The 21,832-nt window shown below is 65.7% G+C and carries 17 protein-coding genes and 1 pseudogene; 11 read left to right on the top strand and 7 right to left on the bottom strand.

Annotation, left to right across the window (positions count from 1 at the left end):
* Positions 1-92: 92 nt before the first annotated feature.
* The gene (locus tag M9917_RS14910) at positions 93-650 is read right to left on the bottom strand and encodes a dihydrofolate reductase family protein (protein WP_297254647.1); all 558 of its coding nucleotides are present in this window, start codon (positions 648-650) and stop codon (positions 93-95) included.
* A 116-nt stretch (positions 651-766) separates the two neighbouring features.
* On the opposite strand from M9917_RS14910, the gene M9917_RS14905 reads away from it, so the two are divergent.
* The 11 genes and pseudogenes from M9917_RS14905 to chrA all read left to right on the top strand — a co-directional run.
* Entirely contained in the window at positions 767-1,720 is a 954-nt protein-coding gene (locus M9917_RS14905) for an ArdC family protein (RefSeq protein WP_297254646.1), read from the top strand.
* Positions 1,720-2,667 (top strand): hypothetical protein, encoded by a 948-nt coding sequence (locus M9917_RS14900; RefSeq protein ID WP_297254645.1) that lies wholly within the window; start codon positions 1,720-1,722, stop codon positions 2,665-2,667. Before M9917_RS14905 ends, M9917_RS14900 begins: the two co-directional genes overlap by 1 nt.
* Before the next feature lie 165 nt (positions 2,668-2,832).
* Positions 2,833-5,001, top strand: a complete 2,169-nt coding sequence (locus tag M9917_RS14895; protein ID WP_297254644.1) for a ParB/RepB/Spo0J family partition protein — start codon at positions 2,833-2,835, stop codon at positions 4,999-5,001.
* Between the two features lie 154 nt (positions 5,002-5,155).
* Complete coding sequence (locus M9917_RS14890; RefSeq protein WP_297254643.1) at positions 5,156-5,713, top strand: hypothetical protein; 558 nt, start codon at positions 5,156-5,158, stop codon at positions 5,711-5,713.
* Between the two features lie 69 nt (positions 5,714-5,782).
* Positions 5,783-6,199: a hypothetical protein gene (locus M9917_RS14885; RefSeq protein WP_297254642.1), complete on the top strand. Its 417-nt coding sequence runs from the start codon at positions 5,783-5,785 to the stop codon at positions 6,197-6,199.
* Positions 6,192-6,836 (top strand): antitoxin of toxin-antitoxin stability system, encoded by a 645-nt coding sequence (locus tag M9917_RS14880; RefSeq protein ID WP_297254641.1) that lies wholly within the window; start codon positions 6,192-6,194, stop codon positions 6,834-6,836. Before M9917_RS14885 ends, M9917_RS14880 begins: the two co-directional genes overlap by 8 nt.
* A gap of 159 nt (positions 6,837-6,995) precedes the next feature.
* On the top strand, positions 6,996-11,321 hold the full coding sequence (locus M9917_RS14875) for a strawberry notch family protein (RefSeq protein ID WP_297254640.1): 4,326 nt from the start codon (positions 6,996-6,998) through the stop codon (positions 11,319-11,321).
* Positions 11,322-12,251 carry a DUF7146 domain-containing protein gene (locus tag M9917_RS14870; protein ID WP_297254639.1) on the top strand — a complete coding sequence of 310 codons (930 nt, stop codon included), beginning with the start codon at positions 11,322-11,324 and terminating at the stop codon, positions 12,249-12,251.
* A gap of 78 nt (positions 12,252-12,329) precedes the next feature.
* Positions 12,330-13,829 carry an IS21 family transposase gene (gene istA, locus M9917_RS14865; protein ID WP_297250232.1) on the top strand — a complete coding sequence of 500 codons (1,500 nt, stop codon included), beginning with the start codon at positions 12,330-12,332 and terminating at the stop codon, positions 13,827-13,829.
* Entirely contained in the window at positions 13,826-14,689 is an 864-nt protein-coding gene (istB, locus tag M9917_RS14860; protein ID WP_465246306.1) for an IS21-like element helper ATPase IstB, read from the top strand. The genes istA and istB overlap by 4 nt, the downstream gene beginning before the upstream one ends.
* Positions 14,690-14,791: 102 nt before the next feature.
* A pseudogene (gene chrA / locus M9917_RS14855) lies at positions 14,792-15,637 on the top strand (chromate efflux transporter); the annotation flags it as partial.
* 202 nt (positions 15,638-15,839) lie between these two features.
* On the opposite strand, the gene M9917_RS14850 reads toward chrA, so the two are convergent.
* From M9917_RS14850 to M9917_RS14825, 6 genes are all read right to left on the bottom strand, one after another.
* A complete protein-coding gene (locus M9917_RS14850; RefSeq protein ID WP_297254638.1) occupies positions 15,840-16,550 on the bottom strand; it encodes an ABC transporter ATP-binding protein in 711 nt (236 codons plus the stop codon).
* A 1-nt stretch (position 16,551) separates the two neighbouring features.
* A complete protein-coding gene (locus M9917_RS14845; RefSeq protein WP_297254637.1) occupies positions 16,552-17,754 on the bottom strand; it encodes an ABC transporter permease in 1,203 nt (400 codons plus the stop codon).
* Positions 17,751-18,944: an efflux RND transporter periplasmic adaptor subunit gene (locus tag M9917_RS14840; protein ID WP_297254636.1), complete on the bottom strand. Its 1,194-nt coding sequence runs from the start codon at positions 18,942-18,944 to the stop codon at positions 17,751-17,753. The genes M9917_RS14845 and M9917_RS14840 overlap by 4 nt, the downstream gene beginning before the upstream one ends.
* Positions 18,945-19,062: 118 nt before the next feature.
* Positions 19,063-19,626: a TetR/AcrR family transcriptional regulator gene (locus M9917_RS14835; protein ID WP_465246359.1), complete on the bottom strand. Its 564-nt coding sequence runs from the start codon at positions 19,624-19,626 to the stop codon at positions 19,063-19,065.
* A gap of 217 nt (positions 19,627-19,843) precedes the next feature.
* Positions 19,844-21,169, bottom strand: coding sequence for a sensor histidine kinase (locus M9917_RS14830; protein ID WP_297254634.1), 1,326 nt, complete (start codon positions 21,167-21,169; stop codon positions 19,844-19,846).
* Positions 21,166-21,828 carry a response regulator transcription factor gene (locus tag M9917_RS14825; RefSeq protein WP_297254892.1) on the bottom strand — a complete coding sequence of 221 codons (663 nt, stop codon included), beginning with the start codon at positions 21,826-21,828 and terminating at the stop codon, positions 21,166-21,168. The genes M9917_RS14830 and M9917_RS14825 overlap by 4 nt, the downstream gene beginning before the upstream one ends.
* Between the last annotated feature and the right edge of the window lie 4 nt (positions 21,829-21,832).

Below are 21,832 nucleotides of genomic sequence, written 5' to 3'. Positions count from 1 at the left end.
CCCCGCAACGCCCCCTCTATGCCGTCTTGCGCGGCGAGAAGACTTCCCGCGACGTGCGGGCCTGAGAGCCAGGGCGAAGAAGCTGTTCTGGTTCAGCGCGCGCGCCGGTAATGCATGGCGACAGCGCCGTTGCCGAGCGGCGCGGCCGAGATCAGTTCGAGCCGTCGCGTACCGGGTAATCCGCTCCGGTAGAGGGTCGGGCCATGGCCGGCGATCCTTGGGTGGACGAGGAACTGGTATTCGTCGATCAGATCCAGCCGGTCCAGTTCCGCCGCGAGCTTGCCGCTACCGAGGAGCACGCCGGCCGGGGTTGCGTCCTTGAGCCTTTGCACGCCCGTTCGCAGGTCGCCGGCAATGTGGTGGCTGTTGTTCCACGGGAAGACACTTCGCGTCGACGACGCCACGTACTTCGGCTTGGCATCCAGCTTCACCGCCCACTCACGTATCGCCGGCGGCGCCTCCTCGTCTCCGCGGGCGACTGCCGGCCAGTAGCCCTCCGTCATCTCGTAGGTGACGCGCCCCCACAGCATCGCCCCGCTCTCGTCCATAAGGCGGGTGAAGAAGGCGTGCGTCTCGTCGTCGGCAATTCCCTCCTGATGGTCGACACAGCCATCGAGGGTGACGTTGATGCTGAAGGTCAATAGTCCCATGCGGTCAGTCTAAGCCACACAAGGGACAACACCTAGAGTGAGAGTGCGGGCCGGTTTTGCCGTGACGGGTAGAGAGCTGGAGGAGAGTCTTCCGGCGCCCGTCGCGGAGAACCGCGATGTCCAGATATGATCGCCGCGCGCGCACCGGCGCCGACCGGGCGAACCTCTACGACGAAATCACCGACAAGATCATCGCAGAGCTGGAAGCCGGCCGCGTGCCGTGGGTCCAACCCTGGGGCACCTCAGTAGCCAAAGCCCCGCTCGGCCTGCCGCGCAACGCCGCGACCTCGCGCAGCTACAGCGGCATCAATGTCCTGATCCTCTGGGGCGCCGTCATCGAACACGGCTTCCCCGGCCAGGGTTGGCTCACCTTCCGCCAGGCTCTGTCGCTCGGCGGCCATGTCCGCAAAGGCGAGCGCGGCACCACCGTCGTCTATGCCGACCGCTTCACGCCGGAGGACGAGAAGCGCCGCGCCTTCGAGGCCGGCGAGGAAGCGCAGGCGATCCCGTTCCTCAAGCGCTTTACGGTGTTCAACACGGCGCAATGTGACGGCCTGCCCGACGACATCGAGGCGACCGTGCCTCCGCCGCCGCCCGGCATGATCGAGCCCCAGGTCGAGGCGCTCATCAAGGCGACCGGCATCGACTTCCGCATCGGCGGCAACAGGGCGTTCTACGTGCCGTCTCTCGACTATGTGCAGGTTCCGCCGCCGGTCGCCTATTTCGAGCCGATCAACTGGCACCGGACGGCGCTGCACGAACTCGGTCACGCCAGCGGCGCAGCACATCGGCTGAACCGGAATCTCTCCGGCTCCTTCGGCTCGAAGCTCTATTCGGTCGAGGAAATCACGGCCGAGCTGATCTCGGCCTTCTGCTGCGCTTCGCTCGGCATCGTCCCGACCGTGCGCCATGCCGACTATATCGGATCGTGGCTGGAGGTGCTGCGCGAGGACAATCGCGCCATCGTCCGCGCCGCCTCGCAGGCGAGCAAGGCGGCGGACTGGCTCCTGTCCTTCCTGTCGGATGCCGAGCGTCTTCCCGACACGGACGACATGCGGAGTGCCGCGTGATGAACGCGCTCGCCTTCCCCGGCTTCGTGCCCGATCCCAGCCTCGCAGCCGATATACAGTTGCGCGTGCTCAGTCTCGGTGCGGGCGTCCAGTCCACCACGCTCGCCCTGATGGCCGCTCATGGTGAAATCGGCCCCATGCCGGATTGCGCGATTTTCGCCGACACCGGCTGGGAGCCCAAGGCGGTCTATGAACATCTCGCCTGGCTCAGAACACCCAACGTCCTGCCGTTCCCCGTCCATATCGTGTCAGCCGGGAATTTGCGTGCAGACCTCATTGCCGCCTCGCGCGGTGAACGATGGGCTTCGATCCCGGCTTTCACCCGCACGGTCACGCCGGCCGGCTCCGAACTGCCCGTCTATGATGAGGACGAGAACGGCGACCTCGTTCCCGTCGGCTCCCGCATTCTCAGAACCGAGCGCATCGGCGTCGGCATGATCCGCCGGCAATGCACCTCTTCCTACAAGATCGTGCCGATCCGCCGGAAGGTGCGCGATCTGCTCGGCATAGCCGGACGGCGCTCGCCCGGATCGCCGGTCGCCGAGCAATGGATCGGAATTTCACTCGACGAGGCGCTTCGCATGAAGCCGTCGTTCGAGGACTGGCAGGTCAACCGCTGGCCGCTGATCGAACGGGGCATGACCCGGCACGACTGCCTGCGCTGGCTGGAGCTTCATGACTATCCCCTACCGCCCAAGAGCGCCTGCATCGGCTGTCCCTTTCATTCCGACGCGGCATGGCGGCGCCTGCGCGACGAAGATCCCGAGGCGTGGGACGACGCCGTGTCTCTCGACGCCACGATCCGCACTGGCCTGCGCGGCATTCGTGGCGAAGTCTATCTTCACCGCTCCGCCGTGCCGCTGGAGGAAGCAGACTTGACGACGGCGGCCGACCACGGCCAGCTCGATCTCTGGCAGAACGAATGTGAGGGGATGTGCGGAATCTGATCGGCTGAAAGCCGGAAATACGGAAAGCCGGATGCGTGCGTCTGCGACAATCCCGCGAGCATGGTGCGTGGCGCTGCCCTCCTAGAGTGAGAGGGCGGCGCTTCGCTTCGTGACGGATTGAGATCCGAGAGAGAGCCTCACGGAGTCCGTCATGGAGTGAAGACCATGGCCAAGGCCGCACGCAAGAAGACCCCCGCCGTCGCCCCGATGATCGAATTTTCGCGCACGCGCGACATTCCGTTCAACCGTATCAGGCTTTCGGACAGCAACGTCCGCGAGATCGACGTCGAACAGGGCCTCGATGAGCTGACCCAGGACATCGACCGCCGCGAAGACCTCGTGATGGGCCTCAATGTCCGTGCCGTCCTTGACGATGCCGGCGCCGAGACCGGCGATTTCGAGACCCCGGCCGGCGGCAGGCGCTACCGCGCGATCGCCCGCCTGGTCGCGGCGGGCCGCTTCCCTGCCGACGGCTTGGTGCCCTGCCTGGTCAAGAAGGTCAATGCCAAGACCTCGGCCGTCGACGATTCCTACGCCGAGAACGTCATCCGGCTGGCGCTGCATCCGCTCGACCAGTTCAAGGCGTTCAAGCGCATGGTCGATGGCGGCATGTCCAAGGAGGAAGTCGCAGACGCCTATCGCACCACGCCGCGCTACATCGCCCAGCGGCTCCGGCTCGCCCGCGTCGCGCAGTCCCTGCTGGACGCCTATGCGCGCAGCGAGATGACGCTGGCGATGCTGGAGGCGTTCACCGTCAACCCGGATCATGCCCGACAGGAACAGGTCTGGGAGGCGATCCAGCGTTCTCACAACCGCCAGCCCTGGTATGCTCGCGATCTGCTGACCGAGACGACGGTGCCGACCGATGACAAGCGCGCGCAGTTCATCGGCATCGAAGCCTATGAACAGGCCGGCGGCGTGATGCTGCGCGATCTCTTCTCCGACGAGGACGAAGGCTGGCTGGAAAATCCCGAGCTGCTCGACCGGCTGGTCTCCGACAAGCTGAAGGGTATCGCCGATGAAGTCGCGGCCGAAGGCTGGAAGTGGATCGAGGTCGATACCGATCTGCCCTACGGCCATGATCGCGGCCTTCGCGTCCTGACCGGCACGTTCCCCGATCTGAGCGACGAGGAGCGCGCCACCCGCGAGGCGCTGCGCGAGGAATATGAGCGGCTCGAGGCGGAACATGCCGATTACGACGAGTTGCCCGATGAGATCGACGCACGCCTCGGCGAGATCGAGGCCGCGCTGAGCGCCTTCGAGAAACGTCCGGCGATCTATGACGCTGCCGAGATCGCCCGCGCGGGCGTCTTCATCAGCATCGACCGTGCCGGCGAGCTTGTCGTTGCCCGCGGCTATGTCCGTCCCGAGGATGAAGCGCCCGTCGCCGTCGACGGCGAGGAGGATGCCGGCGATGGCGAGTCCGAAGGCAGCGTGGTCGCGGCCCAGCCCGGCGTCCAGCGGGCCGTCATCACCATCGGCGGCGAGCCGGTCGATGCGGAGGACGACGAGGATGACGGCATCAAGCCGCTTCCCGAACGGCTGGTGATCGAACTCACCGCGCATCGCACGCTCGCGCTCCACGATGCGCTCGCCAACAACCCGCATGTCGCGATGACGGCGCTCCTGCACCGCCTTGTCATGCAGCGTTATCACTATTCGGCGCCGACCGGCTGCCTGGAAATCTTCGTGCGTCAGCACCGTTTCGGTGTGCAGGGCAGCGATCTCAGCGACACGCCCTCGGCCAAGGCCATCGACGACCGCTTCGCCGCCTGGAAGGCCGACGTTCCTTCCGACGAAGGTGCGCTCTGGGACTGGATCGCCGCGCTCGACGAGGCGAGCCGGATGGCGCTCTTGGCCCATTGCGTCAGCTATGGCGTCAACGCGCTCTACGAGCGGCCGAACCCCCACAGCGGTTCCGGCGTCTCGCAGTTCGGCCTTGATCGCCGCCTCTCCGGCGCCGATCGCATCGCCCGCGCCACCGGCTTCGACATGGTGGCCGACGCCGGCTGGAGGCCCACGGTCGACAACTATCTCGGCCGCGTGACCAAGCCCCGCATCCTCGAAGCCGTCCGCGAAGGTGCGGGCGAGCGCGCCGCCCAGCTCATCAGCCATCTGAAGAAGGGCGACATGGCGAAGGAAGCCGAGCGCCTGCTGGCCGAAACCGGCTGGCTGCCCGAACCGCTGCGCCTGGCGGACCTCGACGGTGACGCCGCGGATGCTGGCGATGCCGGTGACGGCGAGGCCCTGCCGGACTTCCTGGCAGGCGATGGCGACGAGGACGAAGCCGCTGAGGCTGAAGACGAGCACGTCGCGCTCGTCGCGGCCGAATGATCGAAACATGCGCCCCATCATCCGGTGGGGCGCATTTTTCATGCTGGCCACGGCCACCTTCCGAGAGTGGAGAGAGGCAGAGGCCGGACGGCCTGGCCGTGACGGGTTACGAGGTGGAGGAGAGTCTTCCGCCCCCCGTCGCGGAGTAGATCCCATGACCCTTTCCCGGCAATCCTGCATCGCCCCGATCGGCGCCATTCTCGCCCGGCACATCCTGCCGACCCTGCAGCGGGCACAGAAAATGCCGTTGCGGATCTCCTGCATCGGCACCGCCAGCTATGAAGGCGTCAACGAAGCCGATGATTTCGACCGTATCGTCGTCCTCGGCGAATGCCCGTCGCCCGAAGAGGCCATGTCCGTCGCCAGCCGCCGTGTCGCGGCCGGCGACATCCGTGTCGGGACCGACGACACGCTGCGTTTCCGCCCGCGCATCGTGATCATTCAGGACTGCGATCAGGGACTGGTTCTCGCCGGAACGATCCGGGCCGGGATCATCCTCTGGCAGCAGCCGGTCGCATCCGACGCCGAGGCCCGCCAGATCGTGACCGAGGCCAGCAAGCTGCGCGGCGCGGCCTTCGCCGCGGCCGGTCGCGGCGAGCACGGCCCGGCTCGCGAATATCGCTACCGTGCCAGCCAGCTCGAAGCGCGGCTGGTCCATGCGCTGTGGCGCGAGACGGCCGCCGAGCTTCTGCGATTGCCGCTCGCCGCCTGACTTTTCGCCACGCTCTTTCATCCATTCGACCCGGCCACGCGCCGGGTTTCGTCGTTTCAGGAGCCAGTCATGGCCGAATATTTCACCCACTTCTCCTGCCTGCTCGACGTGGGCACGCCCGACAATGCCGCTCGCGCGCTCGATCTTTACAACTTGCTCGCCGCCGAGAACGCCGCCGAAGACCCGCCATCGGAAGGCTTCCTCCTGTCGATCGTACCCGAGCATGGCGGCACGCAACTCTGGATGCGCGATGACACCACCGGCGATCCCGCGCATGTCATCCGGTTCGTCCAGCGGTGCGCGGCGGCGTTCGGTCTCTCCGGCCGCTGGGGCTTCCAATATGCCAACACCTGCTCGAAGCCGCGCCTCGACGGCTTCGGCGGCGGCGCGCATGTCCTCGATCTCGCCACCGGCGAGACCATCGCCTGGACCTATACCGACGGCTGGCTCGCCCGAGTTCTCGACGGAGGAGAGCCCGATGTCTGAGATCATCGAAACGACCGTTTATCGGCTCGACGAGCTTTCCAACGCCGCCAAGGACAACGCCCGCGCCTGGTATCGCGAAGGCGGATTCGACTACGACTGGTATGATTCCGTCTTCGCGGATTTCCAGCGCATCGCGGAAATCCTCGGCATCTGCCTCAAAACCCGGCCCGTTCGCCTCATGGGAGGCGGCACCCGGCAGGAGCCGCAGATTTCGTTTACCGGCTTCTGGTCGCAGGGCGATGGCGCCGGCTATCAGGCGTTTTACGCCTTTCGCAAGAACGCCACCCGCGAAATTCGCGAGCACGCACCGCAGGACACGCGCCTGCACGCGATCGCCGATGACCTGCTCGCGATCCAGCGCCGCAACTTCTATCAGCTCCGCGCCGATGTCAGCCATCGCGGCCGCTATTCTCACGAGTATTGCATGGCGATCTCGGTGGAACGCGACAGCCCGACGTATCAGGACATGACCGCCGATGCGGAGGACGCCGTGATCGAGGCGCTGCGCGATCTCGCCCGCTGGCTCTACCGCCAGCTCGAACGCGAATATGAATACCTCAGTTCGGACGAGGCCGTAGACGAGACGATCACCGCCAACCAATACACATTCACCGAAACCGGACGCCGTTTCGGCTGACCTTCACAAGCGCCCCGCCTCACGGCCGGGCGCTTGTTTCATGTCGGCTATCGCTACGGCGTCGGAGGGAGAGAGTGGCCGGGACGGTTTCGAGCCCGTCCGGTCCGAGAGAGAGCGCCGGCAGGCTTGCCCGTTTCCGCTCTCCCGAGGACTTCCACGATGAACGCTCTGCTTTCCCTTGCCGATACGCTGCCGGCGACGCCGCTCGCCGCATCCGGCGATTCCGCTGCCGTCCACGCTGCCGCCCTCCTGATCCTGCCGCATCTCGAACGCGGCGCGCGTGTCGATGCCGTCGCCCTGCGCGGCGCCATGGAGGCGGCCTTCGGCGGCTCCGACGCGACCGGCCTCTGGGACTGGAAAACCGCCTATGAGGCGTGCGAGGTCGCAACCGTTCTCTTCCTGCGTAAATACGGAAAGGCGCTTTTCCGCAAAGCCGGTTCTCCGGTCGCAGCACTCCCGCTGCTCGGCAAGATCGCCGGTCTTCTGCCGACCCATACCCGCCGCTCGCAGGAGAGCCAGGCGCTCCAGCAATTCTCGACCCCGATCCCGCTTGGCCTGGTCGCCGCGACCGCGGCCGCGATCACGCCCGCCGACCGCGTGCTGGAGCCCTCGGCCGGGACCGGGCTGCTGGCGATCCTCGCCGAGATCGCCGGCGGCTCGCTGGTGCTGAACGAGCTGGCCGATACGCGCGCCGCGCTGCTTTCCTTCCTCTTTCCGGCCATCCCCGTCACCCGCTTCGACGCGGCCCAGATCGACGACCATCTCGATGCCGCCATTATCCCGTCCGTCGCGCTGATGAACCCGCCATTCTCGGCGATGGTCCATGTCGAGGGCCGCGTGGCTAACGCCGCGTTCCGCCATGTCGCCTCGGCGCTCGCGCGGCTGGCGCCCGGCGGCCGTCTCGTGACGATCACCGGCGCGAACTTCGGCCCGGAAGCGCCGGCCTGGACCGCCGCCTTCACCCGCTTGCAGGAACGCGGCCGGGTCGTATTCTCCGCCGGGATAGACGGTGCGGTCTATGCCAAGCATGGCACGACCTTCGCAACGCGGCTCACCGTCATCGACAAGTTGCCCGCCGACGATCCCACGGTTTTCCCTGCCTCGCCGGGCGCCGCGCCGGACGCCGCGACCCTCATGGACTGGATCGGCGCGCATCTTCCGCCGCGCCTGCCGCTCGATCCGTCCGTCATCGTTCCGGCGGCTGCGCCCGCCGCCGCGCGCAGCGTGCGCGGCTATCTCAACCGCGCCGCTAGGACCGCGCCCGCCGCGCCGATGGTCGAGCCGGAAGGCGTCGCGCTCGACTATGAGATCATCGACGCACAGGCAGAGGTCGACGACGGTGGCCGCATCTCCGACGCCATCTACGAAGAATACGGATTGCAGGCGATCCGTATTTCCGGGTCTCAGGCTCACCCGACCAAGCTTGTGCAGTCGGCGGCGATGGCGAGCGTCGCGCCGCCGAAGCCCAGCTATCGCCCGCAACTCCCCGCCAACATCCGCGAGCTTCTGTCCGACGCCCAGATCGAAACGCTGGTCTATGCCGGCGAAGCTCATTCGGACTATCTTGCCGGCTCATGGACCGTGGACGAGACGTTCGATCTTGTTTCCGCCGCGCGTGACGATGCCGAGAAGGCCGTGCGCTTCCGGCGCGGCTTCTTCATCGGCGACGGCACCGGCGTCGGCAAGGGCCGCCAGTCTGCCGCGATCATCCTCGACAACTGGCTTCAAGGTCGGCGCAAGGCGGTCTGGATCTCCAAATCCGACAAGCTCTTGGAGGACGCGCAACGCGACTGGAGCGCGCTCGGCATGGAGCGCCTGCTGGTCACGCCGCTGTCACGCTTCCCGCAAGGACGGCCGATCACGCTGCCCGAAGGCGTCCTATTTACAACCTACGCCACGCTGCGCTCCGACGACCGCGGCGAAAAGCTATCGCGCGTCAAGCAGATCGTTGAATGGTTGGGTTCCGATTTCGATGGAGCAATCATTTTCGACGAGGCGCACGCGATGCAGAATGCTGCCGGTGGCAAGGGTGAACGCGGCGATGTCGCCGCCTCGCAACAGGGACGCGCCGGGCTTCGCCTCCAGCACGCACTCACGAACGCCCGCATCACCTATGTCTCGGCGACCGGCGCCACCTCCGTCCACAATCTCGCCTATGCCCAGCGGCTCGGCCTCTGGGGCGGCGAGGATTTCCCGTTCGGAACCCGCGCCGAGTTCGTCGAGGCGATCGAAGCCGGCGGCGTCGCGGCGATGGAAGTGCTCGCCCGCGACCTGCGGGCGCTCGGCCTCTACACCGCCCGTTCGCTCTCCTTCGACGGCGTGGAATACGAGCTGGTCGAGCACGCGCTGACGCCGGAGCAGACCCGCATCTACGACGCCTATGCCGGGGCCTTCGCCATCATTCACAATAATCTCGACGCGGCGATGGAGGCCGCCAACATCACCGGATCGTCCGGCACGCTGAACAAGCAGGCGAAGTCCGCCGCCCGCTCGGCGTTCGAGTCCGCCAAGCAGCGGTTCTTCGGCCATCTGCTCACCAGCATGAAAACCCCGACCCTGATCCGGTCGATCACTGCCGATCTGGAAGCCGGCCATTCGGCCGTGATCCAGATCGTCTCGACCGGCGAGGCGCTGACGGAACGGCGGCTGGCCGAAATCCCAACCGAGGAATGGAACGATATTCGGGCGGACATCACGCCGCGCGAATATGTCCTGTCCTACCTCGAAACCAGCTTCCCGGTGCAGCTCTATGAGCCGTTCACCGACAGCGATGGCAAGGTCTCGTCCCGTCCGGTCATGCGTGACGGCCAGCCCGTCGAAAGCCGCGAGGCCGTGGCCCGCCGCACCGCGCTGATCGAGATGCTCGCGAGCCTGCCGGCCGTCCCCGGCGCGCTCGACCAGATCGTCCAGCACTTCGGCACCGACACGGTGGCCGAGGTGACAGGCCGCTCGCGCCGGATCGTTCGCAAGGGCCAGCGTCTGGTGGTCGAGAACCGCGCCGCGTCCGCCAATCTTGCGGAAACGCAGGCGTTCATGGACGATGCCAAGCGCGTGCTGATCTTCTCCGACGCCGGCGGCACCGGGCGCAGCTACCACGCCGAACTGTCGGCGCGGAACACGCGCCTGCGTGTCCACTACCTCCTCGAACCCGGCTGGAAGGCCGACGCCGCCATCCAGGGCCTCGGCCGCACGCATAGGACCAACCAGGCGCAGCCGCCGCTGTTTCGTCCGATCGCAACCGACGTGAAGGCCGAGAAGCGCTTCCTCTCGACCATCGCGCGCCGCCTCGACACGCTCGGCGCGATCACGCGCGGCCAGCGCCAGACCGGCGGGCAAGGTCTGTTCCGCCCGGAGGACAATCTGGAAAGCTCCTATGCGCGCGATGCGCTGCGCCAGCTCTATATGCTGCTGGTGCGCGGCAAGGTCGAGGGCTGCTCGCTCGACCGCTTCGAGTCCGCCACCGGCCTGAAGCTGATGGACCCGACCGGCATCAAGGACGATCTGCCGCCGATCACGACCTTCCTCAATCGGCTGCTGGCGCTCACCATCGAGCTTCAGGGCGTCCTCTTCACCGCCTTCGAGCAATTGCTGACCGCGCGCATCGAGGGCGCCATCGCGAGCGGCACCTATGACGCCGGGCTGGAGACGCTGACCGCCGAGCGGTTCACGGTCACCGACCGCAAGACCATCTATGTCCATCCGGGCACCGGCGCGGAAACCCGGCTGCTCACCATTACGCAGCGCGAGCGCAATCGTCCGCTGACGCTGGACGAAGCACTCGGCCATCTCGATGACCAACGTGCGAAGCTGCTCGTCAACGAGCGTTCCGGCCGCGCCGCCGTGCAGGTGTCCACCACCAGCATCATGCTCGACGACGGCGAGATCGAGCGCCGCGTGCGTCTGCTGCGCCCGATGGAGGGGCATAACATTCACCTCAAGGCCATGGGCGAAACGCACTGGATCGAGGCCGATCAGGATGTTTTCGCCGCGGCCTGGAATGCCGAGATCGCGCAGGTGCCGGAGTTTGCCGACAGCACGATCCACGTCGTCACCGGCTTGCTGCTGCCGATCTGGAAGCGTCTGCCGAACGAGTCGACGCGGGTGTATCGCCTCCAGACCGATGACGGCGAGCGCATCATCGGCCGCAAGGTCTCTCCGGCCTGGGCCGCCAATGCGACCACGACCGGCACAACCGCGCTCACGCCTGATGACGCCTTCATGGCGCTGATGGATGGCCGCACCATTCTCGATCTCGCCGAGGGACTTCAGCTTCGGCGCGCTCGCGTCATGGGCGCGAACCGGATCGAACTCTCAGGCTTCACCGACACCATGCGCGAACGGCTCTCGGCCTATGGCCTGTTCCACGAGATCATCTCGTGGAAGCTGCGCATGTTCGTGCCGGTCGACGCCAACGGGCCGGTCGTGCTCGCAAAGCTGCTCGAACGCTGGCCGGTCGAGCGCATCGGCGAAAAGGAGGCGGCATAAATGGCTCGCCTCGACGCCGGCGAACTCGCAATCCGTCTCGGCCGACAGGCCGAGGCGGTTTGCCGTCATTATCTGTCGTCCGGCCAACGCGCCGGGCGATACTGGCAGGTCGGCGATGTCCGCAACACGCCGGGCCGGTCAATGTTCGTCCGGTTGACCGGGCCGGAAACCGGCAAGGGCGCAGCCGGCAAATGGACCGATTCCGCCACTGGCGAGCATGGTGATCTTCTCGACGTCATCCGCGAAAGCTGCGGGCTGATCGACTTCAAGGACGTTGCCGACGAGGCCCGGTCCTTCCTTGCCCTGCCGCATCCTGAACCCGAACCCGGCGATCGTGACTGGCGACCGGCATCGGTGCCGACAGGATCGCCCGAAGCCTCACGGCGGCTCCTGGCCATGGCGAAGCCCATCGGGCGGACGCTCGTGGAAACGTATTTGCGGTGTCGCGCCATTACGGCCTTGCACGAAACCGCAAGCCTGCGCTTCCACCCCCGCTGCTACTATCGGGCCGACGAGAACGCACCGACCGAGACATGGCCGGCGATGGTCGCCGCCGTCACCGACCCCGCCGGCACTATTACGGGCGCGCATCGCACCTGGCTCGATCCCGACGGCTTCAGCGAGGCGCGTCTTGGCCGTGCGCCGATCGAGACGCCCCGGCGTGCGATGGGTGATCTCCTCGGAAACGCCGTCAGGTTCGGCATGGGCTGCGAAGTGATGACGGCCGGCGAAGGCATCGAAACGGTGCTGTCCGTCCGCTCCGTTCTGCCCACGATGCCGGCACAGGCAGCGCTCTCGGCGGCCCATCTCAGCGCCATCCTGTTCCCGACGACGCTGCGGCGGCTCTATATCGCCCGCGACAACGATCCGGCCGGCGACGGTGCGATGGCGACCCTGACTGTGCAGGGCGGTGAGAAAACCATCCAGTGAAGCGCCTGCGTTTGTGCGGGCGCGGGCGGCGTAAAAGTCGTCCACTGGATAGGCTGATCCCTTTCGGGGTCGGCGGGGATGTTCGCTGTGGAGGTCTACGCGGCGGTTCGCGATTTCGTTTTCAATCAAAAGCAGAGCCGACGGGAAGCGGCTCGCGTGTTCGGGCTGAGCCGCGAAACGATCGCCAAGATGTGCCGGTTCTCGATCCCTCCGGGCTACACGCGCACGAAGCCGGTCGAGAAGCCGAAGCTCGGTCCGCTGCTGCCGGTGATTGAGGCGATCCTGGACGGAGACCGGGCGTCTCCGGTGAAGCAGCGCCATACGGCGAAGCGGATCTTCGAGCGGCTGCGGGACGAGCACGGCTTTGCCGGCGGCTACACGGTGGTGAAGGACCATGTGCGGCTCTGCCGGGCGCGGGGCCGCGAGACCTTCGTTCCGCTGGCCCATCCGCCCGGTCACGCCCAGGTGGATTTTGGCGAGGCGCTGGCGGTGATCGGCGGCGTGCGGCAGAAGATCCACTTCTTCTGCCTGGACCTGCCACAGTCGGATGCCTGCTTCGTGAAGGCGTATCCGCGCGAGACGACGGAAGCGTTCCTGGACGGTCACGTCTCGGCTTTTGGCTTCTTCGGCGGTGTGCCGCTGTCGATCCTCTATGACAACACCCGCATTGCGGTGGCGAAGATCTGCGGCGATGGCCGGCGCGAGCGGACGCGGGCCTTCACGGAGCTGGTGAGCCACTATCTGTTCCGGGATCGGTTCGGGCGCCCGGGCAAGGGCAATGACAAGGGCAAGGTCGAGGGGCTGGTGAAGTATGCCCGCTCGAACTTCATGACGCCGATCCCTTTGGCGGCGAGCTTCGCCGAACTGAACGCGATGTTGGCCGAGCGCTGCCGCCGGCGACAGGACGAGCGGGCCGGCCGGCATGCCCAGACGATCGGAGAGCGGCTTGTTGCCGATCTCGGGGTCTTGCGCCCTTTGCCGGCAGTGCCGCTGGAGCCGTGCGAGAAGCGTGGTGCGCGGGTCTCGTCGACGGCGCTGGTCCGATATCGGTCGAACGACTACTCGGTCCCGACGGCCTATGGCTTCCAGGACGTGGTGGTGAAGGGCTTCGTCGAGGAGGTCGTGATCCTGTGCCGGGGCGAGGAGATTGCCCGCCATCCCCGCAATTACGGGACGGGCGTGTTCGTCTCCGATCCGCTGCACTATCTGGCGCTAATCGAGGAGAAGCCGAACGCCCTCGACCAGGCCGCGGCCTTGCAGGGCTGGGACCTGCCCGAGGCCTTCCAGCACCTGCGCCATCTCCTGGAAGCGCGCATGGGCAATCGCGGCAAGCGCGAGTTCATCCAGGTGCTGCGGCTGCTGGAGGCCTTGCCGCGCGAGGTCGTGAGCTTCGCCGTCGGCGAGGCGATCCGGCTGGGCGCGATCGGCTTCGATGCGGTGAAGCTGATCGCGCTGGCGCGGCTGGAACGGCGCCCGGCCCGTCTGGATCTGGCGGCCTATCCGTATCTGCCGAGGACTACGGTGAAGACGACCTCGGCGGCCGATTACGCCGTGCTCCTGCCGGGAGCCGCGGCATGACGGGCTCGGGGAAAGAGACGATGCCGGCGGGCACGACCGCTGGAACGCCGCAGGTCCTGCTGGCGCACCACCTCAAGCAACTGAAGCTGCCAACCGTCCTGCGCGAGTACGACAAGGTGGCACGGGAATGCTCCCGCGACGGCGTCGATCATCCCCGCTACCTGCTACGGTTGGTCGAGCTCGAACTGATCGACCGGGAGCGGCGCACGGTCGAGCGGCGGATCCGGGCGGCGCGCTTCCCAGCGGTGAAGAGCTTCGACACCTTCGACTTCACGGCGATCCCGAGCCTGAACAAGATGCTCGTGCTGGAGCTGGCGCGCTGCGGCTACATCCTGCGCCGGGAGAACATCATCGCGCTCGGCAACAGCGGCACCGGCAAGACCCATGTCGCCCTCGCGCTCGGGCTGGCCGCTTGCCAGAAGGGCTTCTCCGTCGCCTTCACGACGGCGGCTTCGCTGGTCAACCAGCTCCTCGAAGCCCGCGACGAGAAGCGCCTGCTCAGGCTCCAGCGCGAGTTGCAGGCGGTCAAGCTGCTGATCGTCGACGAGCTCGGCTATGTGCCGCTGTCGCCGACCGGCGCCGAGCTCCTGTTCGAGATCTTCTCGCAACGCTACGAGCGCGGCTCAACCATCGTCACCTCGAACCTGCCCTTCGAGGACTGGACGTCCGTCCTGGGATCGGAGCGCCTCACCGGCGCGCTGCTCGATCGCCTGACCCACCACGTCAGCATCCTCGCCATGAACGGCGACAGCTACCGCCTCAAACAATCGGCCGGCCGCCGGCGCGCCTCCGCCGCGGCGGGGCAAAAACAGACCACCGCCAACGAAGCCGATCCAGAAACCGGCGAGATCATCCCCTGATCAATCCCGACAGCGCGATATGGCAGGGGCCCCGATCGGGGCCCCTGCCATATCCGCCACCCTCAACGCCAGTGGCCTGCTTTTACTCCGCCACGCTGGCCTGGAATCCGACCGCCGTTGACAGCCATCGTAGCGCAAGCCGTGTGGGGCATGGCGCGCAGTCTGTGCCCTGATCGGGAGCGCGCTTCGATTGCAGTCGTGGCCGCGCTCATTATCCTCTTCAATGCGACGTCGATCGCCCAGATCGAAGCGATCATTCTCGGTGGGCTCTCGGGTCTTCTGCTGTGCCGCAGCGAGGCGCCGGCGCCGGCCGGACATGTGGCGATACCGGCGTCGCGCGTCGTCGGATTGATCACGCTCGGAACGTTCTTCGCCCTACTGGCGGGGCTTCCCATGCTGCGCAGCCTTACAGGATCCATGGGTGTCGCCCTGTTCGATGCCTTCTACCGTTCCGGCGCGCTTGTCTTTGGCGGCGGTCACGTCGTGCTCCCGCTCCTGCGCGAGGCGTTCGTCGCGCCAGGCTGGCTGAGCGATGATGCCTTTCTCGCCGGATACGGCGCCGCGCAGGCCGTGCCCGGCCCGCTTTTCACCTTCGCGGCCTATCTCGGCACAGTGGTGGCTCCCGCGCCGCACGGGCTGGCGGGGGCGGCTCTCGGCCTCATCGGTATCTTCCTGCCCGGCATGCTGATCCTGCTGGGTGTCTTGCCGTTCTGGGACTCGTTCCGAAAGCGTGCCCGCGCACAGGCGGCGATGCGGGGCGTGAACGCCGCGGTTGTCGGCATATTGGGCGCGGCCCTCTACGATCCGGTATGGACCACGAGCGTGCATTCGCCGCGAGACTTCGGCATCGCCCTCGTCGGCTTCATCCTGCTGGTCGCCTGGCGCACCCCTCCGCTCGTCATCGTCGCCTTCAGCGCCACGGCCGGGGTAGCGATGACGTTCGCCTGAAGTCTGGGAGACTACGAGGGCGCGCAAACTGCGGAACTCCCATTCTATAGCCAGAAGCTAGATCTGGACGAGCCCGGAGCGGTATGGGCTCTGAGCGCGGTGATGAAGGCGCAGATGGTTCGATAGTGTTGTTCGTGTCCGTTCGCCTCTTCGAGGTCCAATCCCGATTTACAGGAGGTCGATAGAGTTCGAAAAGCTGTGCTCATTCGAAACCGCGTCCCTCGCCCGCTTCTTCATGCGTTACGCCGTCCCTGATGTGATAGATGCGCTTGAAGGTTGGGATAATCTTCTCGTCATGGGTGACGACGATGATGGCCGTTCCGAACTTCGCGGCCATTTCGTTGAGGATGCGGATCACGGTCAGCGCCCGCACGCTGTCGAGCGGCGCCGTCGGCTCGTCTGCAAGGATGACCGGCGGTCGGTTGACCAGACCGCGCGCGATCGCCACCCGCTGCTGCTCGCCGCCGGAAAGCTGCGAGGGCATGGCTGCGGCGCGATGCTCGACATCGAGCGCTTTCAGAAGTTCTCGCGCGCGCTGGCGTGATTGGTTGTTGGGGATGCCGGCCAGCATCGGCAGCAAAGCGACATTGTCTGTGACGTCCAGAAAGGGGATGAGATAAGGCGCCTGGAAGACGAAGCCGATCTTGTCGCGCCGCAACGCGCGAAGATCAGGAATTTTCCACCTCTCGTCATAGATGACCTCGTCGCCGAGCGTCATACGCCCGCCGCTTGGATCGATGACGGCGCCCAGGGCCTTGAGCAACGTGCTCTTGCCCGACCCCGACGGGCCGATCAGGCCGACCACCTCGCCGGGGGCGACCTGCATATTGACGTCTTTCAGGGCATCGACGGCGGTGTCGCCGCTGCCATACCGCTTCCTAATTTTTTCGATAAGGATTCCGCCGCTGGCCATCTCAGCCTCCGATCGCCTCGGCGGGATCGACCTTCAGCGCCATGCGGATGGCGACGACGCTGGCAAGCGCACATATGGCGATGACGGCGATCAGCCCGGTCATCGTATCGACGGAAAGTAGCAGGACGAACTTCGGAAAGAGAGGAGCCGCGAAGGTCGCCGTGATCTTGCCGACGACGAAGCCGATCAGCCCCAGCACGACGGCCTGTTGCAGGATCATGGACGCGATGGTGCGATTGCGCGTGCCGATCAGCTTCAGCACGGCGATCTCGCGTATCTTGTCCATCGTCAGCGTGTAGATGATGAAGGCGACGATGGCGGCGCTGACGATGGCCAGGATGGCAAGGAACATGCCGATCTGCTTGGCGGATGTCGCGATCAGCTTCCCAATCAGAATCTCTTCCATCTGGTGTCGCGTATAAACCGTCAGCCGCTTCCACCTTGCTATGTCGGTCGCGATGCGCTCCGGGTCATGGCCAGGTTTGACCCGGACCAGAACGGCGTTGACGTAAGGGTTGCTGGTTTGCGACGCGATCACTGCATCCAGCAGGCCAGGCACCCAGGGCCGGTTGAACTCGGGATTTTCGCCGGTGCGCCGCCGCTGGCGGACGATCGCGTCATTGTCCTTGAGGAATTGCGCTTCCTGCGCGTCCTTCAGCGGAATGAAGACCATCGGATCGCCACCCGACGACACCGTCCGCCGCGTGAGGCCCACAACGATATAGCGGTTGCGGCGGATGACGATCCTGTCCCCGAGGGAAAACCCCGTAGCGACATCGGCTACCGCTTCGTAGTGACTGCGCGTGATCTGCCGCCCCGCGACAAGAAACGGCGGGCGGCCGGGTGTCGCCATGTCTCCCGGTGCGATGCCCACCACCATCGCCCGCACGTCCGAGTTTCCCTTCCGGACCTGCATCGTGAGGTATGTGACGTTCGCGACCCGCTCGACGCCGGGGATCGCGAGGATCACGCGATAGATGTCATCATTGATGCTTGAGGATTCCGCGTAGGGTCCGAGCGTGTTCTGCTGGACGACCCACATGTCGGCGCCGCTGTTGTCGAGCAGCACCTTGCCGTCATCGACCATCCCTCGATAGACGCCAGCCATGGTGAAGGTGACGCCGATGAGCAGGCCGAGTCCGACCCCCGTGAAGACGAACTTGCCCCATGAGTGCAAAATATCGCGCCCGGCAAGGCTGATCATTTGAGAAGCTCAGTGGAGTTGTCGGTCATACGGATGCGGCTCGTACTGGCCAATCTGGATGCGCTGTAAACAACGATCTGATCGCCGACCTTCAACCCATTTGTGACCTGGACCGCGCCGTCCAGGTCCGAGGCGCCGAACTGAACGGCCGCGACGTGGATTTTGCCGTCCTCGACTTTCCAGACGACGGGTTTGCCATTGAGGGATTGAATTGCAGCGTTCGGGATCACTGGTGAGGCAGGAAGCTCCGGGAGCGCAACGGTCACTTCGGCCAACTCTCCGATCGAGGGAAGAGGCTCGGGAAGCGCACCGAACTCCACCTTGGCCAGATTTTCTTCTGTCACCGCGTCAGCGAGGACTTCCACACGCGCCACGCGTCCCGGTACGCCTTTCCCGGCGCGTGAACGCAATGCAATCGAGGCAGGCAGGTCCTGCCGGAGACCTGTTGCCGCGATTTGATCGAACCGGGCATTGATCCAGAGATTCTTCGGGTCGATCATTTCGATGACCGCCTGGCCAGCCACCATGGTCGTTCCGGGCTCTGCCTTGCGCGCGGCGATCACGCCATCGACCGGCGCCAACAGGACCAGATTCTCCCGCTGCTTGATCAGCCCGTCGCGGTCGGCCCGATTGCGTTGCAGATCCTGTTGCGACGCAAGGAGATTCGACCGGGCGGCCGAGAGAGCCGCGTCGGCCACTTGGCCGTCCTGCCGCTTGGTTTCCACCGCGACTTCGCTGACGGTGCGGGTCTTCCAGAGTTCCTCATAGCGTTTCGCCTGGGCAAGCGCGAAATCCTTGCGCGCCAAGGCATCATCCACCTGGGCTTGTGCTGTTTGTATCGCCGCTTCGGCACGGCGAATCGCTGCATCAAGAGCGGCAATGCGTTCATCAAGATCGACCCGGTCCATTTCCGCCAGAACCTGACCGGCGCGGACTTTGTTGCCCACATCAACATTTATCTTGGCGACGCGGCCAGCGATGGTGGGGCCGATCTTGTAAGAGAAACGAGCCTCGACCGTGCCGATGCCGAACAGTGCCGGCGAGATCGGGCGGATCTCGACGGTGGCGATCCTGACAGCGACCGGCGCTAGCGGTCCAGAGCGCAACACCACATAGCCGAACAAGGCGGCAGTCACCGCTCCAACGCCGATGAGCATCAACGTGCGACGCGACACTGAAGGCAATTTCACTGATTTGCCTCCACGCAACCACGGATGTTGGAATGGTTTGCGGTAAGGACAACATCCGCCATGGACATGGCTTCGAGGGATCGAATGGAAGATGTGATGATCGAGGAATTTCGATAGTTCATCTCGCCGCCTCGACCGCGCGTCGATACAGCGCGAACGCTCCTGGCGCGCTGGCGCGGAGGCGCGCGACATCACCGGCGATGAGAGACTGCATGACAAGGCCCTGAATCGTGCCGATGAACAGTGTGACGGCGGCTTCGTCATCCAGCGTGGCAGCCAGTTCGCCACGCTCCTTGCCCTCCGCAACGAGCCGTCCAAGGCGTTCGCCATAGCGCTGGATCAAGGTGTGGACCATGCGCTTGGCTATGGTCCGCTCGGCGCGTTGCAGCTCTCCAAACAGCATCCGGGGCACGCCGGGGTGTTCCGAGATGAACTCGATATGCGCAGTGAACGCAGCCTCCAGTGCTTCAAGCGGAGAGGCGGCAGCGGAAGTCGCCTTGTCGATCCGCGCCAGCAAGCGCGCCGACACCCATTCCATCACGGCCTGAAGGATGGCGTCCTTGGAGGGGAAGTGCCTGAACAAGGCGCCTTGCGTCACCCCCATCCGCTTGGCGATGGCCCCGGTGGTGATGTCCGCAGGGTTTTGCTCCGCCGCCAAGTCGATGACGGTTTCAACCGTCACGTCACGTCGCTCCTCTGCGGACAGGTAGGCTGGTCGGGAGATCATCTAGCAGCCTCAATAGATAGTAACCGATTACTATCTATCATTGAGACAAGCTTCCTGCAAGGGAGAGGTGACGGTTCCTGCACTTTCGTCGGGAGCCGATCCCGTAGCGGTCAGCAGATGCCGTGAGCGCCGTGGCTGAGATGTCGACCGTAGCCGAGCCCCTATGGCAACGTCATTTGCCGAGGAAGAACCTGACTTCGAAGCCGTCCTGCCGGCCTTCCAGCGGAGAGATCAGCTCGATCCTGCCGCCGGTGCCGGCCGCGATCGTCTTTGCGATGGAGAGCCCGAGTCCAGCGCCGTCTGCCCGCGCGCGGCCGCGCTCGAACGGTTCGGCTAAGCGTGCGAGTAAATCCGACGGCACGGCCGGCCCCGCATTCGAGACGCGCAGCATCCCGTCCGCCGACAGCACAACGCGCACCGGCTCCTGCCGCGAACCGTGCTTCAGCGCATTCTCGATCAGGTTTCGGGCCAGGATCGCGAAGGCGTCGAGATCAATGTCCGAAAGGACCGGGGCATCGGGAAGCATCAGCTCGATGCGCCCGGCGCTGTCGGCGCTTGCCGTCATTTCGCGGACGACCATCCGCAGGATCGTAGCCACGTCGATCGGTTCCGCCGCCTCGAGGCGCCCGCCTTCGGCCCTTGCCAACTGCATCAGCTTTTCCGACAGCCTGGCGAGCCGCCGTAGCGCTGTCTCGATCTGGCGTGCCCGCTCGCGGGTAATGTCGTCCGGCGCCTCGGCGATCAGCCGCTGCGTTTGCGCAAGAGCCGCCGCGACCGGGGTGCGCAACTCGTGTGCGGAATTGGCCGTGAAACTGCGCTCGGCTTCCAGCGTGCGTTTGAGCCGCTCCAGCAGACGGTTCACCGCCTGCGCGATGGGGCCGATCTCGGAAGGCAGCCCGGCCGCCGCGACGGGTGTAAGGTCGCCGCTGCCGCGCACCTCGATCCCCGCACGGAAGCTCCGGATCGGAGCCATCGATACCCGCACGATGCCCCAGACCCCAATCAGACTGAGCGGAACGATCAAGCCGAGCGGCAGCGCCAGCCTGAGCAGTACGTCCCGCGCCGCCTTGCGGCGATGCGCAAGCGGCTCGGCGGCTGCGATAGTAACCTCACCGCGCAGCGCGGCATCGAAATAGATGCGGTGGGTCGGCGTATCGGCGAAGCCCATGCCGGTGAACGGCGGGAACACGGTCAGGTCGGCATTGTGCGAACGCAACAGCACCTTGCCGTCGGCATTCCGCACCACATAGGTGAAATATTCGTCGTGCTGGCGCAGCGTCGCCACGCGCTGATCCGCGTCGTCGCTGTCGCGACCGACGATATCGAGAACAGCCAGCGGCAGGATGCGCTGTGCCGTTTCCTCAAGCGCACTGTCAAACACCTCGTTCATTTCGTGACGCAGCTTGTGCGCCGTCACCACGGCCGCCACAGCCCACAGCAATGCCGCTCCCAGCCCCAGCCAGATCGAAAGTCGCCATTGCAGGCTTTTCGGCATCATCTGGCGCTTCCGAGCCGGTAGCCGATGCCGCGCACCGTATCGATGACGGAATGTCCCAGCTTCTTGCGCAGGCGGCTGACATAAACCTCAATCGTGTTGCTTTCCACCTCGACATTGAAGGCATAGAGGTGCTCCTCCAGTTGCGCCTTCGACATGACTTGTCCGGGACGATGGACGAAAGCTTCGAGGAGCGCCCATTCGCGCGCGGTCAGATCGATCGGCCGGTTGCCGCGCGCGATCGTCCGCGCCGCCAGGTCGATCCGCAGATCGCCGATCTCGACGATGGGGTTGGGATTGCCGCTGTAGCGGCGCGCCACGGCGTTCAGCCGCGCCGAAAGCTCCGAAAGGTCGAACGGCTTGATCATGTAGTCGTCGGCCCCTGCGTTGAGCCCCTGGATGCGGTCGGAAATCTGGTCGAGCGCCGTCAGGATGATCACCGGCGTGACGCAACCCTTGCGACGCAGACCGCGCAGGAAGCCGATCCCGTGTCCGTCCGGCAGCATCATGTCCAGCAGAACAAGGTCGTAGGCGGCACTGTCGAGGTGATCAGCCGCCGCGTCGAGCCTGGTCACCCAGTCGACGGACTGGCCCTCGGCAACGATATGGTCGCGCACCGCGGCGCCGAGAATCTCATCGTCTTCGGCCAGAAGGACTCTCATGGAA

The organism is Bosea sp. (in: a-proteobacteria) (assembly GCF_023953965.1).
GTDB lineage: Bacteria > Pseudomonadota > Alphaproteobacteria > Rhizobiales > Beijerinckiaceae > Allobosea.
Note: the sequence above shows the minus strand (reverse complement) of the source record. Positions and strands in the feature narration are given on the sequence as shown.